Source organism: Mucilaginibacter rubeus, assembly GCF_014643835.1.
GTDB classification, from domain to species: Bacteria; Bacteroidota; Bacteroidia; order Sphingobacteriales; family Sphingobacteriaceae; genus Mucilaginibacter; species Mucilaginibacter rubeus.
In genome coordinates this window covers 14,856-29,785 of record NZ_BMKD01000001.1, presented here as the reverse complement: position 1 = coordinate 29,785, position 14,930 = coordinate 14,856, and the positions used below count along the sequence as shown (strand labels likewise).

The 14,930-nt window shown below is 42.5% G+C and carries 12 protein-coding genes; 1 reads left to right on the top strand and 11 read right to left on the bottom strand.

The window, feature by feature from the left end:
- Nucleotides 1-74: 74 nt before the first annotated feature.
- From IEX80_RS00145 to IEX80_RS00115, 7 genes are all read right to left on the bottom strand, one after another.
- A complete protein-coding gene (locus IEX80_RS00145) occupies nt 75-785 on the bottom strand; it encodes a leucine-rich repeat domain-containing protein (RefSeq protein ID WP_176623708.1) in 711 nt (236 codons plus the stop codon).
- Between the two features lie 79 nt (nt 786-864).
- A complete protein-coding gene (locus IEX80_RS00140) occupies nt 865-2,049 on the bottom strand; it encodes a carboxypeptidase-like regulatory domain-containing protein (RefSeq protein WP_176623706.1) in 1,185 nt (394 codons plus the stop codon).
- Between the two features lie 375 nt (nt 2,050-2,424).
- Nucleotides 2,425-3,798, bottom strand: a complete 1,374-nt coding sequence (locus tag IEX80_RS00135) for a di-heme oxidoreductase family protein (RefSeq protein ID WP_188831558.1) — start codon at nt 3,796-3,798, stop codon at nt 2,425-2,427.
- An 8-nt stretch (nt 3,799-3,806) separates the two neighbouring features.
- A complete protein-coding gene (locus IEX80_RS00130; protein WP_188831557.1) occupies nt 3,807-4,877 on the bottom strand; it encodes an imelysin family protein in 1,071 nt (356 codons plus the stop codon).
- A gap of 9 nt (nt 4,878-4,886) precedes the next feature.
- Nucleotides 4,887-5,312, bottom strand: a complete 426-nt coding sequence (locus tag IEX80_RS00125) for a QcrA and Rieske domain-containing protein (RefSeq protein ID WP_090524386.1) — start codon at nt 5,310-5,312, stop codon at nt 4,887-4,889.
- A gap of 11 nt (nt 5,313-5,323) precedes the next feature.
- Nucleotides 5,324-6,565, bottom strand: coding sequence for a hypothetical protein (locus IEX80_RS00120; protein ID WP_090524384.1), 1,242 nt, complete (start codon nt 6,563-6,565; stop codon nt 5,324-5,326).
- 199 nt (nt 6,566-6,764) lie between these two features.
- Entirely contained in the window at nt 6,765-7,448 is a 684-nt protein-coding gene (locus IEX80_RS00115; RefSeq protein ID WP_188831556.1) for a heme exporter protein CcmB, read from the bottom strand.
- Between the two features lie 92 nt (nt 7,449-7,540).
- Here IEX80_RS00115 and IEX80_RS00110 point away from each other — a divergent pair, with 92 nt between their 5' ends.
- Entirely contained in the window at nt 7,541-8,026 is a 486-nt protein-coding gene (locus IEX80_RS00110) for a methylated-DNA--[protein]-cysteine S-methyltransferase (RefSeq protein WP_090524381.1), read from the top strand.
- Here IEX80_RS00110 and IEX80_RS00105 read toward each other — a convergent pair.
- From IEX80_RS00105 to IEX80_RS00090, 4 genes are read right to left on the bottom strand one after another with little or no spacing between them, the layout of a single operon-like run.
- Entirely contained in the window at nt 8,023-9,951 is a 1,929-nt protein-coding gene (locus IEX80_RS00105) for a hybrid sensor histidine kinase/response regulator (protein WP_188831555.1), read from the bottom strand. The genes IEX80_RS00110 and IEX80_RS00105 overlap by 4 nt on opposite strands.
- A gap of 28 nt (nt 9,952-9,979) precedes the next feature.
- A complete protein-coding gene (locus IEX80_RS00100; RefSeq protein WP_188831554.1) occupies nt 9,980-10,567 on the bottom strand; it encodes a chemotaxis protein CheB in 588 nt (195 codons plus the stop codon).
- Complete coding sequence (locus IEX80_RS00095; protein WP_175489898.1) at nt 10,557-11,387, bottom strand: CheR family methyltransferase; 831 nt, start codon at nt 11,385-11,387, stop codon at nt 10,557-10,559. The genes IEX80_RS00100 and IEX80_RS00095 overlap by 11 nt, the downstream gene beginning before the upstream one ends.
- Nucleotides 11,388-11,389: 2 nt before the next feature.
- The gene (locus IEX80_RS00090; RefSeq protein WP_188831553.1) at nt 11,390-14,848 is read right to left on the bottom strand and encodes a response regulator; all 3,459 of its coding nucleotides are present in this window, start codon (nt 14,846-14,848) and stop codon (nt 11,390-11,392) included.
- Between the last annotated feature and the right edge of the window lie 82 nt (nt 14,849-14,930).

Genomic DNA, 14,930 nt, shown 5'->3' with positions numbered 1-14,930 from the left:
TGCAGGCAAATGTAACTAATTATTTGCTCATTGATTCGACACTAAGTTTAGGCAAACATAAAGTATTACACATTTTAGTGAATCTCTCTTATAACTGGTGCGGACTTAAAATTCTCCTGACCGGCACTCTTTATTACTTTCACAGTATTACTTACATAAAACGTTGACAGCAATTTGTTATTGGAAATATCTAATTGGGATACAGCCGTTGAAAGCAGTCCAATGTAAGTGAGAGCAACGTTTAGTCTGATGTCAATAGTCTTTAACGCCTTATTATCTATTAATTCTAATACGCTGAGATTAGTCAGGTTTTCCAATTTGATGTTTTTAAACGCATTGCTCTGTAAATAAAGTTGCCTGATGCTATCAGTGCCATTTAATTCGACTGTTTCCAAGTCATTATGGGCCGCCGCCAAAACGGTCAAATTTCTGAGATTCTTTAGCGTCAACTTTTTTCCGAGAACATTGCCTCCGATATAAATTTCCTTAATCGTATTATTGTCAAAAAACACATCCAGGTTCGCAATCTGGTTAGACATTGCATAAACCCTTTCTAAACTTTTAAAATATTTTAAATCATCTAACAGCCTAATATCACTTTTGGCAATGTTTAAATTCGCCACAGTGTCAATTTCGGATACTTCTATTTCGCCGTTTTTATTAAAATCATAGCCTCTTTTAAGTAAAGCCGATTTTAAATTTTGGTCTTTAAATACTATTTGTTGTGCTGAAACTCCCTGCGCAACAAAAACAACAGCTAACACTAAATAGCTTATATATTTCATAAAGGATGGTAACAAGAATTATATCTGCGATGGTGGCGGCAAATATAATTCGAAATAAGCAAAGTCTTCCTGAAATTAATCAATCCCCCGGCTCATAATCAACCGGCAGCAGATCGCCAAGCTTAGCCTTCGACCATGAGCCCTCATAAAGCGGGCTCGGGCTTGATACCACAATGCCATTCATATCAAATGCAATATAGCCCGAATATTTGGTCATGATACTGGTTTCATAATTGGGCATATCCAACGGATGATAAACGTCCTTAAACTCGGTAGTCTCTTCGCGTTTCGTATATACTACATATAAAAAATGCGGAAAGGTAAGTGCATAAATGCCATCCTGTGGTGTTTTACGCAAAATCTCAAACTCCTGGTAAGGCAGCTTAGCGAGGTTTTCCCGGTACCATTTGGTCATCTTCGACAGGTTATAATAACGCATGGCCGAATCGCGCGGGCCTTCCCGGTATTTTTTCATCTTTTGCATCAACACAGCTTCTTCAGGGCGTTCGGGATTAATTTGCCTTGTAAAATCATGCGCTTCAAACCCTTCTTGTTTTAACGTTCCTTTATAAAGCGAACGGTAAAAATGCTGGGCCGATCCGTAATAGGCTTGTTCGCGTTTCTGCTTCCAGAGTTTCTTTTGTGCTGCACTGCCGGGCAGGTTTTCAAAAAGCGCACTTCCCGAATAGGATATGGTATGCTCAATAGCATCATACAAAAAGTTTTTGAGCAAAAATTTGGTACGATAGCCTAAGGCCAGGTTCTCTACCACCAAAAACTCATCGCCAGAGGCTTCCAACTGCTGCTTTCCCCTGTGGTAGATAATATTTAAAATATGTGGGTTGGTAACTTTACACTCCTTGCCGTTTTCGGTATCGCCAACAAATTCCTTGCGGAACAGTTCGTAATTCTTTTTCCAGTCGGCGCTGCTGCTGATCACTACTTCGCGCAGCATCAGCACTTTTTGATTAACCTCGATATTTAGCTTTGCAGGCTCTTTACCAACTAATACAGTTGTGGAATATTCTTCAATACTTACTCCGGTAACCACCAGCTGGTATTGGCCTGGCTTAACACCAGCCAAAGTAAAGGTCCCATCCTCGGCAGTGGAAGTGCCATAAGTGGCATTGTTTAAAAACACGCTGGCATTGGCTACCGGGCTTTTGGTATCAGCCCGCACTACCTTACCTGTAATAGTACCGGTTTGTGCCGAAACTATGAGCGGACATATAAACGCGATAAGCAAAAACCAATAAAAACGCATTAAATAAAATTAGGATATTTTTTCAATCTGCTAAAAAACGCATTTTTTATGAACGGTTAATGAATTGCCGGTGTATAATTTTTGTTGCGGTGGGTTTGTCTGAACTCGAATTTATTGAATTAGAGAATTTATAGAACTTTTATTGCGATTGTTTTTAACCACAGGTGTTGGGAAGATAAAAGCTGCATGGAAAAACAAACAAAAACCATGTCATTTCGCGAGCGCAGCGTGGCAACCGCACGGAAGCATGTCCGCCCTGTATAGCATGCGATTGCCACGCTGCACTCGCAATGACATGGATTTAAATAGGGCTTTATCAAACAAAAAAGCGGCATGAATTACTCCATATCGCTTTCAATTTCATCAGGAAATAAATTATAAGCTCTTTAAAAAGCTTAGCATCGCGTCCCTATCAACTTTAGATAACGTACTGAAGAAAACTTTTGATGATTCCGCTTCACCGCCATGCCACATAATGGCTTCGGTAATACTCCGTGCACGGCCATCATGAAGGTAATAGCCCGGATAATTGACCTTTTCAAACAATCCCAGGCCCCAAAGCGGAGCTGTACGCCACTCCTGCCCTCCGGCTAAAAAGTCGGGGCGGTTATCGGCAAGGCCAGTGCCCATGTCATGCACCAGCATGTCGGTATAAGGATGGATAACCTGGTTTGACAAAGGTTTAAAAGCTACATTTACCCCGGTTGTAAGGGTTTGGCGATGACAGCTTTCACATTTCCCTTGTTTAAATAACAGCTCCCCCCTTTTATTAGTAGCATCCGTAACATCACGACGCGCCGGCACTGCAAGCGTAGCCACATAAAACCTCACGGCATTTAGTGTACTATCTGCCAATTCCGGATCATCCTTCAAGTTATCATACTGCACCTGGCCAAAAGAGTTTTCAACCGGGAATATCTTATTAGTGATACCAATATCCTGGTTATAAGCAGCTGCTACCTGGGTAAGTATAGATGCAGTATTGGCTTTCCATCCAAAACGGCCTAATTTGCGCGATTGCGTTGCCACATCCCAAACATAGTTTGCATGCCCCTTTATGCCATCGCCGTTGGCATCGTTAGGATCGGCCATGGCAACAATGGTACTTTCAGGTATTGCTTCCAGCAATCCTAAACCATACATTGGCGGTGCCAGGCGCGGTGACAACATATATCCGGCCGACAGAGCCGTATACAAATTACTTAGTGTATAAGTAGGCGTACGTAAGGCATACGCTTCGCCATCAGGAAAGTTATATGTCACATCGTTGTATGTAATATTAACCTTACACTCAGGCGTTTTTCCAAAAACGGCTTTATCCTGCAATTGTAAACCGTAACCCGGCGCGGCAAGCGGTCCACCATGTTCGTCAGTACCGGGAATGCTGATCCGCATTAACAGCGACGAATTTGATTCGCCGGCAGTTGGCAGGCCGATCCCATCATTATGGTGGCACGAAATGCAGGAATTGTTATTGAAAATAGTTCCTAACCCCGGGTTAATAGGTGCAGGCGCAGTAACAAAGATCTTGCTGAATGCTGCATCACCTAAGCCGTGAACCTCTGCATCATAGCCCGAAAGTCCGGGAAACATATTGCCAAACGAGTGCGAGGTAATATCAAACACAGTGGCATCGCCTCCTGATAAACGCTCGTCATATTTATCTGCAGGGAACTGGGCTGCTTTCTGGCATTTTGCCAGCAGCAACACCAAAAGCACCAACGCGCCTATTACGCTTAATTTCTTCACTTTAAAAATTAGTCCTTAATATTAGTTTGTATAAAAGTGACCAAATCGCCTTCAAGTGTGGCTTGCAGGGTTGCCAGGGCAGTTTGGCTATTTGAAATTTTGTCACGGTTATCATAAATAGCTTTTTCAAAAGTTGGGGTTATCAAAGCCATCGCTGATAGTGCAGTTTGTATTTGTGTTTTGATCTTAGTATCTAAAGCCAGGTTTTTTGAAGCAACCAAAGCGCTTAAGCTTGTTGTGCCTTTGGCACCATTATAAGTGGCAGTATATACATTAAGTACGCCTTGTATATTATTTATGAAATCGGTAGTGGTATTATGCGAGTATGATGACTCATCTTTAGTCGAATCCCTTTCGGTGAAGGGCTCGGCCATTTTACCTGTACCCACTTCTTCACAAATGGCGGCCATTTGAGTAGCAATGGTAGTAAACAGTTCTTTGCGCGTTTTAAAGGCTGTACTTCCATTTCCGGCTGTAGTGATTTTGGCTGCATAGTTATCACCCGAAGCTGCCCAGCTATTCATAAGCGCAGTAGTAGTATTTAATAAACTTTGAGAAGTAAACTTCAGATAATCTTTTTGGCGGGCTGTGATATCGGCGGCTTTTCTTGTACCACCCGGGCCAAAAATAATATACTCAATGCCATGGAAGCCTTTTGAGAAACCATCCAGCCCATCTACATAAGACAATGTTATAACATCTGAACTTCCTATTAAAGCGTCAACGTCAGTCCTGTTCAAAGGCCAGCTGTCCATAGTTGGGTCATAATTATCGTCCTCAACCGGACCAAACAAAAAGCCTTCAGCCTGTTCCCATGGTTGACGGGTATTTTTCCAGGCTGTACGGGCAGCAGTCAAATTAGCATCAGTGGGCGTTGTTAAAAACGTAGTTATTGATGTATTTAACAAAGTTGCCTTTGCCTGAATATCAACATAGTTAGGATTACCTACAACATTAACAAACTGGTTTATTACTTCCTGCTCATCAACCGTTGTGTTTTGAACTGATGTTTTGTCTTTTCCGCAGCTGCTAAGGGCAACAGCAGCTATGCATGACAGGCCAAGTAAAGTGTTTTTCATGGTAAAAGATTAAGTTAAATGAATTATAATTTGATTCGATAGTACTTCTGTTGTGTATTTCTTAAGCGGACGCTCAGCAGGACCCGCAGTTACCTGGCCTTCGTTATTAAAAGTGCTGCCATGCAAATCGCACTTGTAACCGTTATTACCAACAGGAGTAAGCTGGTTATCGGCATGGGTACATTTTAACAGCAAAGCGGTATAAGTGCCGTTAGCCTCTTTTTTTAAACCGATATTGTAATACTGGTTTTTGGGCTGGATCAATTGAAAATTGGTTGTGCCGAACAACGTTTCGGGTACAGTTACGGTGTTATTGGCTACTGCTGCTTTATAAACAGGCAAGGTAGCACAGCCCGATAAGGAGCCCACCAGCATACCGGCACCAGCAGCAAGGCATAATGAGCATGACTGCCTTACAAATTCTCTTCTATCCATGTTGTTTAAGTTTAAAATGAATATCCAACACCCAGGTTTATCAAAGTATTATTGGTTTGGTATGGCAACGCAACCGGACTTGGGTTAATGATCAGCTCCGGGTTTTGCACGCCTGAATGTGCCAGCCTGATATCGCCTTTAACCACTACGTTACGGAGCGGCAGGTAAGTAAGGCCGGCCACAATAAAGTTTTTATTCAGCGTTTGATCGGTTATTCCGTTTGAAGGGATGCTGGCATTCAGGTCGAGTTTTTCATCGCGCACAAAAACAATCAGCTGTGGTGCGTTTGCTTTGCCGTAATTGCTGCGATAAAGCAAATCGTAACCTATTTCGGCATAAGCACCGTAAGCTGTTTTGGGTGTGTTGCTGGCGTATGCCTTGTTGATCTTATCGGCATCTTTAATAGAAAGTATAGTACCCAATACTTTTACCGAAAAGCCTTGCCCGTTATACTGGATATCCCCCTCGCCCATAGCAACCGGAGTACCAAAAACGCCAGAGTTTAAACCAAGACTATCAGCCTCTGTTTTACGGATACCTACGGTGCCACCGTAATAACCGGATAATTGGGCCTTAAACCCGCTTTGGTAATACTGAAGCGCACCGGTAACTGCAAGGTTTGTACCGGTTGCATTACGACCTTCAAATCTGCCATCAACAATACCTGTACCATGGGTAAAGCCGCCGGCGCTTAAACCATTCATCAACCCAACCGAATAATTGATAGGTAAGTTATTTAAGCGACCATAAAAGCCAACACCCAATTCGCGCCATGTGGCAGGAATCACCAGGATTTCTACATAGTTACGCTCGTTACCGTTAAAGGTGGTTGGCAGGTGGTTTTCGTTAAGGATACCTATCCTCGGCAAAAACAAACCGGCAACTATGTATTGGTTAGGATTTAAGTTAAATTTCAGGTAGGCCTGCTCAATGGTGATCTCCCCTCCGGGTTCGCCGCCGTTTACTTTAGCGTCTTCCAGTTCGGTTTCGGAAAAGAAAGAGATCTTATCGCTGAACTTGTGGCCAACAAACAACACAAAGCGCTCCAAATCAACTTTGGCAGTTTTTTGATTGTTATTGTACTGGTAAAAAGCGTTACCGTAACCACCAATGGTAGTATTTGATAAAAGCGAACTCTTAACGGTATTGTTATTAAGTGAATCTTCGGCAGTTGAGGTATTGGGCTGCTGTGCCAGTACCGTGTCCGAAACAAGAAAGGAGAAAATGACTAAAGTAAGGGTTTTAGCATGCATTGTTGTTTGGTTAAGTTGGCAACAAAGTAATATTCATTTAGACTTAATCCAAATTAAAATAACATTAGAAAAAAATGCCGATAAGAGGGCAAAAATTTACCGTTGGCGGCCATGCAAAGCATGCTCGTCCAAAAATGTCAGCATGAAACGGGATCGGAAAAAATTCAGAATGAATACCGGTCAGATGATAATGGGGCAATTAATCGCGCCACAGATAAGGGAAAAGCAGTAAGGCAGTAGCAATTACAATCGCATTGATAGCACACAAAACCCCTATATTGCCGTAAAAGAAACTCCGGTCTACCCCGTCCATTGCACTTTTACTTAACTTAATAAGCACCAGTATAACAGGGATAATAACCGGGAAGCTTAATATAGCCATTAGGGTACCGTTATTACCGGCCTTTGACGCGATGGCCGAGATCATGGTAAAAACGGTAGAAAAACTGACGCTCCCCAGCAATACGGCAAGAAAGTAATACAGCGGGTCACCGAGGGTATTAGGGAAAAACACTTTAAATACCACTAAAGCCAATGTGCTTAACAAAGCCATCAGCAAAATATTATAGATTGTTTTTGACAGGATGATTGCCTGCGGACTGGCAATGGAGTAATAATATAGCAACCTGCTTTTACTTTCCTGCATAAAGCTTTTGGCTATGGCATTTACCGATGCAAACAGCATAATGATCCAGAACAACACGTTCCAAACTATGGGGTAACCGCTGCTGTTAGAAAAGCCTGGGTTTAAGTTGAGGGAGATATAACAAACAAAAACCGTTGAAACCACGTACAGCAAAACGCCATTAAAAGCATATTTAGACCGCCACTCCAGCAAAACTTCCTTTTTTAGCAGGCACCAGGTTTCATTAACAAGTTTCATCACCGCAAATGTAATAATTACCTGCGAGTGAGTAAGGGCATTTGACAAGCTAAAAAAATTAGCTTAATTTTGAATATAACATACCAATTACCATGTCTGTAGCTTATTTCCGCACGCCTGTTGGCATTGCCCGCATTACTGAAGAAGATGGCTTTATAGCATCAGTATCGATAAGGGATGAGGAATATGACATTGAACCTGCTCCTACCCCGTTGCTGCAAGCTGCTATTGATGAGTTAAATGAGTACTTTGCTGGTACAAGGAAGCAATTTACCTTTCCTATAAAGCAGGAAGGCAGCGAGTTTCAACAACAGGTTTGGGACGAGTTGATCCAGATCCCTTATGGAACAACCATTACTTACGCCCAGCAGTCAAACCAAATGAACAATCCTTTGGCTATAAGGGCAATAGCATCTGCCAACGGCCGTAACAACCTATGGGTTGTAGTGCCCTGCCACCGGGTAATAGGGTCAAATGGCAGCTTAACCGGCTACGCGGGCGGCATATGGCGCAAAAAATGGCTGCTTGAGCATGAGGCAAAGGTAATGGGCGTTGGGCAAACCAGGCTGGAGTTTTAAACTCCCACCTTCAATAACCTCGACATTTTTTCATGCAGCTGATAAGGCAGGAACGGCTTTGAAAGCACATCGTTCATCCCTGCCGATAGTGCTTCCTGCTGCTCATGGTCATAACTTGCCGCCGATAGCGATATGATTGGAATACTCCGTTTAGGCTCCTCAAAATCAACACGGATGGTTTTGGCTGCCTGGTAACCGTTCATTTCGGGCATATGGGTATCCATTAAAACAATGTCATAGTCTTTATTGGTAAGCCTCTCAATAACCTTACGGCCATTATCAACCATTTCCACCTCTACATTCCAGTCCTTTAATATTTTGGAGAGCATAAACTGGTTAACCATGTTATCTTCAGCTACCAGCACCCGTACATTATTAAACGGCGGCAATATTTTATCAGTTTTGGCAGTTACCTTAGTTTTGGGTTTAATACTGATGGTATACCAGCATACAAAGTTGAAAGTACTGCCCCTGCCTACCTGGCTGCTTACAGTAAGTTCGCCTCCCTTTAGCTCAGCCAACTTTTTCACTATCGTTAAACCAAGCCCGGTACCACCGTATTTGCTTACGGTATCTTCTTCGGCCTGTTCAAATGAATCAAAGATCCTGTTAAGCCTGTCGGCCGGGATCCCGATGCCCGTATCCTCAACACTGAATTTCAGCTTTACCTTATCATTGTGTTTTTGAAGTACGGTAATCTTAAGTTTTACATAGCCCCTTTCGGTAAACTTAAGGGCGTTGCTCAGCAGGTTCATCAAGATCTGGTTCAGGCGTAATGAATCCACCATAAGGTATTCAGGTACTTCATCTTCAATATCCAGCAAAAACTCAATGTTATTCTCATCGGCTTTAAACTTAAGCAGGTTAAAAACCGAATTTACAATCTCATAAACATTATTGGCGGTGCGGATGATACTGAACTTACCGGCCTCAATTTTTGAGATATCAAGCACATCATTGATCACACCCAATAACGATTTTGAGGAGGTATCAAGCAAATCAAGCATCCCCACTTGCTGATCGGTAAGATCTGTTTTACGCAAAAGCGAAGTGATACCTATAATGCCATTAACCGGTGTACGCAGCTCATGGCTCATATTGGCCAAAAAGGTTTCTTTCACCTTTTTGCTGTACTCCGCGTTTTCTTTCGATTTGATGAGCTGCTCCTGGTAACTTTTTTGGGGAGAAATATCGCTGATATTAATAAATATGGTTTTGTTGCGGTATGCAGCCCGGCACTCCACCCAAATTACCCTTTTATCAAAGGTTTCAAACTTAAATTCAAAAATGGCATAACTGAGGTTGTCTTTAATGATCTCGCCCAGTTTTTTGCGAAACGGCGCCTTATGATCGTCGATGGCCAGGTCAACAATACTTTTACCAATAAGTTCATCAGGCCTGAAACCCATTATCTTTTCGACGGTGGGGTTGATATTGTCAATGCGGAGACTTTGCGCGTCGACCGATGTGATAATATCGGCCGAGTTTTTGACAACTATGGCATAGTTCTGCAGCTCATCGTTCTTTTGTTTTATTTCGGCCTGGGTGCGGGCCAGCTGCACAAATGAATCAACCTTGGCCGAAGTAATATAAGGATCGAGCGGTTTGTAAAGATAATCTACAGCGCCGGTACCGAGGCCTTTAACAGCATACTTGGCTTCTTTTGAAATGGCTGTGACAAAAATAACCAGGATATCTTTGGTACGTGGGTTTGATTTAAGCATTTCCACCAGTTCAAAGCCGTCCATTTCGGGCATCTGAACATCAACTAAAGCAATGGCAATATTGGTTTCCCAGGCAATTTTAAGGGCTTCATTTGGCGAGGTAGTAGAAAATATTTTGATATCATCGCGCTTAAGCAATGCCTCCAGAGCAATGATGTTCTCTTCTCTGTCATCAACTATAAGAATATTAACAGGGGTCATTTAATATTAATTAGGGGGTTGGTGATTGTCATGAAAGTAAAAGTTTAAAAATCTCATCCTGTGTTAAAACATAATCGGCAGCACCTAAATTTATAGCTGCCTTTGGCATTTCGGCCATTTCCGCGTCGCCGGGCTCCTGCGCTATGGTAAGGCTGCCGCTTTTCTTTAATTTTAATAAGCCTTTGGCGCCATCCTGGTTGGCACCTGAAAGTAATATCGCCATGCACTTGTCACCATAAACCTCGGCAGCGCTTTCAAAGGTAACATCAATTGATGGTTTTGAATACCATACCGGTTCCGAAACATCCAGGCTAAAATAACCGCCGCGTTCAATTAAGGTATGATAGTTTGCCGGCGCAATATACATAGTATCCGTTTTAAGAATATCCTTGTCCTCAATTTCGCGCATGTACATACGACTGTTCTCGGCAAATAGTTTTTCTATTTCGCTGAAAAAATTTTTTTTCCTGTGTATGATAAGAATTACGGTTTTCCCCAGTTTTTCGGGAAGATCTTTTATGATCCGGAATAAAATTTTGAACGAGCCTGCCGATCCGCCCAATAATACGATCTGGGCGGCATGCCATCTTTCCAGTAACTTTTTATCAGGTCCCAACTTTTTGGTAAATGTTTTCTTTTTGGTTGATCACCTTAAACTTACTCTTAAACGTATCTGACCGAATGGTTTCTTTACTGCCAAGGCATAAATAACCCAAAGGGCAAAGGCTTTTATAAAACAGGTCAAGAATCCGTTCCTGCAGGTAAGTTTCAAAATAAATAAAAACATTCCGGCAACTTATCATCTGAAACTCATTAAATACGGTATCAGATATTAAATTATGTACCGAAAACAGTGTATTTTGTTTTAACTCATTGTGTATCGACGCGGCATCGTACAAAATGGTAAAATGATCTGTAATTGAACCTTTTAAATCAGTGTATTGATAATTTTCCGCATAGCTTTTTATATTACGCAAACTGTAGATCCCTTTACGGGCCTCCTTTAAAACCTCGGTATTGATATCCGTGCCGTATATGAACGACTTTTTTCCCAAACCAGCTTCGTTCAGCAATATGGCCATAGAGTAAACCTCTTCGCCCGTTGAGCAGCCTGCACTCCAGATTTTGACGTGCTGATAAGTTGAAAGATACGGAACAACCTGTGAGTTAACCGCACGATAGAATGAAGGATCGCGGAACATTTCGGTTACGTTAACCGTAATTTCTTCCAAAAAGCCCTGAAAAAAGTCTGCGTCATTAATAAGCACATGTTTAAGGTCATAAAACTCAAACTTGTTGAGCAGCATAATACGGGTTAACCTCCGTTTTAATGAAGCTTTGGTATAACCCGAAAAATCAAAGCCATGAACCTTTCTTACAATATCAATAAGCTCATGAACCTGCGCATGTGATATAATTCCCTGCTCTGTATCCATAACTAATTTTCAAGCCAAAGCTGCATCAGCGAAATCAGCCTGTCCATATCAACGGGCTTGGTGATATAATCATTGGCGCCGGCCGCTATACATTTTTCGCGGTCGTCTTTCATTGCTTTTGCAGTTAATGCTATTACGGGTAATTTAGCCCATTTGTTTTGCTTACGGATATGCCTGGTAGCTTCATAGCCATCCATTTTTGGCATCATGATGTCCATAAGCACTATATCAATATCCTTTATATCCTCAAGTTTAGCTATGGCTTCTTCACCGTCATTAGCTATCTCTACATTGAGGTCATAGCTTTGCAGGGCGCTGCTCAGCGCAAAAATGTTGCGCATATCGTCATCAACAATGAGCACTTTTTTGCCCTTAATAGCATCTTTGCCTTTAGTTAATGATTTAGGCTTTGCAGGAACTGCAGGTGACACCTGTTGTGGCTGTCCATTTGCCGTTTCGCTGATCTTGTTCAGGAACAGGTTAACCTCATCAATCAGCCTGTCGGATGATTTATTGGTTTTAACCACCATGGCGTTGGCATAGTGCATTAGTCTGTTAACCGATGTTTTATCAAGTTCCATTGCTGTATTTATGATAACAGGCAATGAAGCAAAGCGATCAACCTCTTTGATCTTATCCAGCAAATCCAACCCTGAAATATCAGGCAGGTTAAGGTCAAGGATCACACACTGGTACTCGTTTTCATGCAACAACCTGAATGCCGATTCGCCGTCAAAAGCCTGGTCGACGGTAATCCCCTGGCCCTGCATAAGGTCTTTCAAGGCCTGGCTTTGGGCCTTGTGATCTTCAACCAGCAGGATCTGTTTAAACCTGGTGCCGCTTTGTACCATGATATCGGCGAAAAGCTTATCCAGCGTTTCGGTATTGATAGGTTTTTTCATGAAGTTGATGGCACCTTCGCGACGTACACGGTTTGCGGCAGCATCCCCGGCCGACATCAGGTGGACCGGAATGTGCATCGTATCCTCATCATTTTTTAACTCCTTCAAAATCTGCCAGCCGTCTTTACCAGGCAGCATAATATCCAGGATCACGGCATCAGGTTTGGCTTCCTTCACAATTTCAACCGCCCGGGTACCCTCATACACCATGATTGATTTATAACCATGATCGCGGGCATAATCCTGCAATATGTTTGCAAAGTTTTTATCATCCTCAACAATTACAACCAAAGGCTCTTTACCGGGGTCGCGCGGGGCAGCTTTAACCGGGCTCAGGAACTCTGTTACAGGCTTAAAAGTTTCGGCAGTTGGCAAAGCCTCTTCAATTAAGGCGGCGGGTGTTAATTTAGCTTCAAAAGGCACAGTAAGTACAAATTCGCTGCCTATGCCCGGCTCACTGCTCAGGGTTATGCTGCCGCCCAAAAGGAAAGCAAGTTCGCGGCTTATAGATAAACCTAAACCGGTACCGCCATATTTACGGCTCGTTGAACCATCGGCCTGCTGAAATGCCTCAAATATTACTTTTTGCTTATCCGCAGGGATCCCGATCCCCGAATCTTTGATAGCAAAGCTGATGGTTTTATCTTTAATACCCGACTTTACAATAATGGCGATAGAACCATTTTCAGAAGTAAACTTAAACGCGTTGCTTAATAGGTTTTTGATCACCTGCTCTATACGTACCTTATCGGTAAATATGGTTTGCGGCAGTTGCCTGTCTATACTTGTTGTATAATTAATTTTTTTGTTGCTGGCTACTTCGGCAAACAGCATTTCCATATCGCCAACAATATCGCTTACCTTAATATCTTCATTTTGCATATCCAGCTTGCCCGATTCAATTTTTGAAAGGTCGAGGATATCATTGATCAAAGTAAGCAGGTCATTACCGGCGTTGAAGATAACGCTGGCATATTTGATCTGGTCTTCAGAAAGATTGGCAGGCTTGTTATCTTTAAGGATCCGCGCCAGTACCAGGATACTGTTAAGCGGTGTGCGCAGCTCATGGCTCATGTTGGCCAAAAACTCCGATTTGTATTTACCCGTGGTTTCCAGTTCTTCAACCTTAAGGTTAATAGCCTGGCGGGCCTGTTCAATGGCCTGGTTTTTTTCTTCAAGCAAACTGGCTTTTTCTTCCAGTTCGGCATTGGTGGTACGCAGTTCTTCCTGCTGTACCCGGAGCTCTTCTTCTGAGGCCTGCAGCTCTTCAGTTTTTTGAACAAGCTCCTCGTTGGTAACCCGCAACTCTTCCTGTTGTGCTTCCAGCTCTTCGGCCTGCTGCTGGGTTTCCTCGTACAGGTCGTTCATAATAGTACGTGCCTGCGATGTATTAATAGCTATACCTATATCATTAGCGATTGCTAAGATGTATTCCGATTTATTTTTCGAGATCCCTTCATTAAAAGCAACCTCCATTACGCCTTTTAGCTTTTTATCAAAAAAGAAAGGTATGATAAATGATTCGGCCAGTTCAGTTTTTAATACCGATGATGAAAGCTCAAGCTTATCGTTCAGTTTACCTTTTACAACCGCAGCTTTGCCATCTTTGGCTACCTGGCCAAGCCAGCCCTCGGTCATTTGTACCGACTTCTTAACAAAATCAGGATTGTGGAAGGCGTATGAAGCATAAAGCTCAAGCCTGTTGTTTGCTTCGTTATACAGGTAAAATGTACCTGCTGCGGCATTGGTGTAAGTACAAACTTCAGACAGAATATTATTTGACAGTTCCTTTTCAACCTGTTGGCCCTGCATCTTCTCATTCAATTGGCCGGTACCTGTAAGCAGCCAGTTTTTAGCTTCGTTATCGGCAAGTACCTTACCAAGTTCAATATTGGCAACACGCACCTCCTCTTCCGTCTTCCTTTGCTGATCAAATGTTTTTTGAATATAGAAGAACAACATCAGGATAATGAACAGGAAGACCAATGATCCGCATGCAATTACGATCTTAGCAAATGTAGATGCTTCCTGCGAGCTTTCCTCCCTGTTGGTAAGCAATCGCTCTTCAGCGTTGGTCATATGGTCAATAAGCATACGGACCTGATCCATATTCTCTTTGCCATTTAAAAACATGCCCCGTTGCACCATGTAGTCAAGCCCCTGGCTTCCGCGTGTTTCAACGTTTGTTTTGAGTATCAGCAATTGCTCCTTTACCAGTTTATTTATCGAATCAATACGTTTTACCTGTACAGGATTGTCCTTCACTAAATCCTTCAAAGTGGCAAGGCCATCGGCTATTTTAGGCAAAGAGGCGTTATAGGGTTCAAGGAATGCCTTGTTATTGGTAGCACCATAGCCACGCATGCCTGTTTCGGCATCTACCAGGTCCTGCAATAAACTTGTTGACGTATGAATAACCTTTTGAGTATGATCAACCCAGGCATTATCCTCTTCAAATTGGCGCAGGCTGTTAAAAGACAAAACGCCCACCACAAAAACAAGAATGATTGATACTACAAAGCCAGCTAAAACCTGCTGGCGGAAGGAAAACTTTGACATTAGGTATCCGTATTAATCTGAATTACAAATATGTTTAAAAAAAGCTGTAAAGTAAACGTTACAGCTTTTTTTAAACACCCGG

What these genes read in the sequence shown, in the direction of transcription:
- IEX80_RS00130 (WP_188831557.1), bottom strand. Translation starts at nt 4,877, where the DNA reads ATGAAAAACACTTTACTTGGCCTGTCATGCATAGCTGCTGTTGCCCTT.
- IEX80_RS00120 (WP_090524384.1), bottom strand. Translation starts at nt 6,565, where the DNA reads ATGCATGCTAAAACCCTTACTTTAGTCATTTTCTCCTTTCTTGTTTCG.
- IEX80_RS00105 (WP_188831555.1), bottom strand. Translation starts at nt 9,951, where the DNA reads ATGACCCCTGTTAATATTCTTATAGTTGATGACAGAGAAGAGAACATC.
- IEX80_RS00110 (WP_090524381.1), top strand. Translation starts at nt 7,541, where the DNA reads ATGTCTGTAGCTTATTTCCGCACGCCTGTTGGCATTGCCCGCATTACT.
- IEX80_RS00125 (WP_090524386.1), bottom strand. Translation starts at nt 5,312, where the DNA reads ATGGATAGAAGAGAATTTGTAAGGCAGTCATGCTCATTATGCCTTGCT.
- IEX80_RS00095 (WP_175489898.1), bottom strand. Translation starts at nt 11,387, where the DNA reads ATGGATACAGAGCAGGGAATTATATCACATGCGCAGGTTCATGAGCTT.
- IEX80_RS00115 (WP_188831556.1), bottom strand. Translation starts at nt 7,448, where the DNA reads ATGAAACTTGTTAATGAAACCTGGTGCCTGCTAAAAAAGGAAGTTTTG.
- IEX80_RS00090 (WP_188831553.1), bottom strand. Translation starts at nt 14,848, where the DNA reads ATGTCAAAGTTTTCCTTCCGCCAGCAGGTTTTAGCTGGCTTTGTAGTA.
- IEX80_RS00145 (WP_176623708.1), bottom strand. Translation starts at nt 785, where the DNA reads ATGAAATATATAAGCTATTTAGTGTTAGCTGTTGTTTTTGTTGCGCAG.
- IEX80_RS00140 (WP_176623706.1), bottom strand. Translation starts at nt 2,049, where the DNA reads ATGCGTTTTTATTGGTTTTTGCTTATCGCGTTTATATGTCCGCTCATA.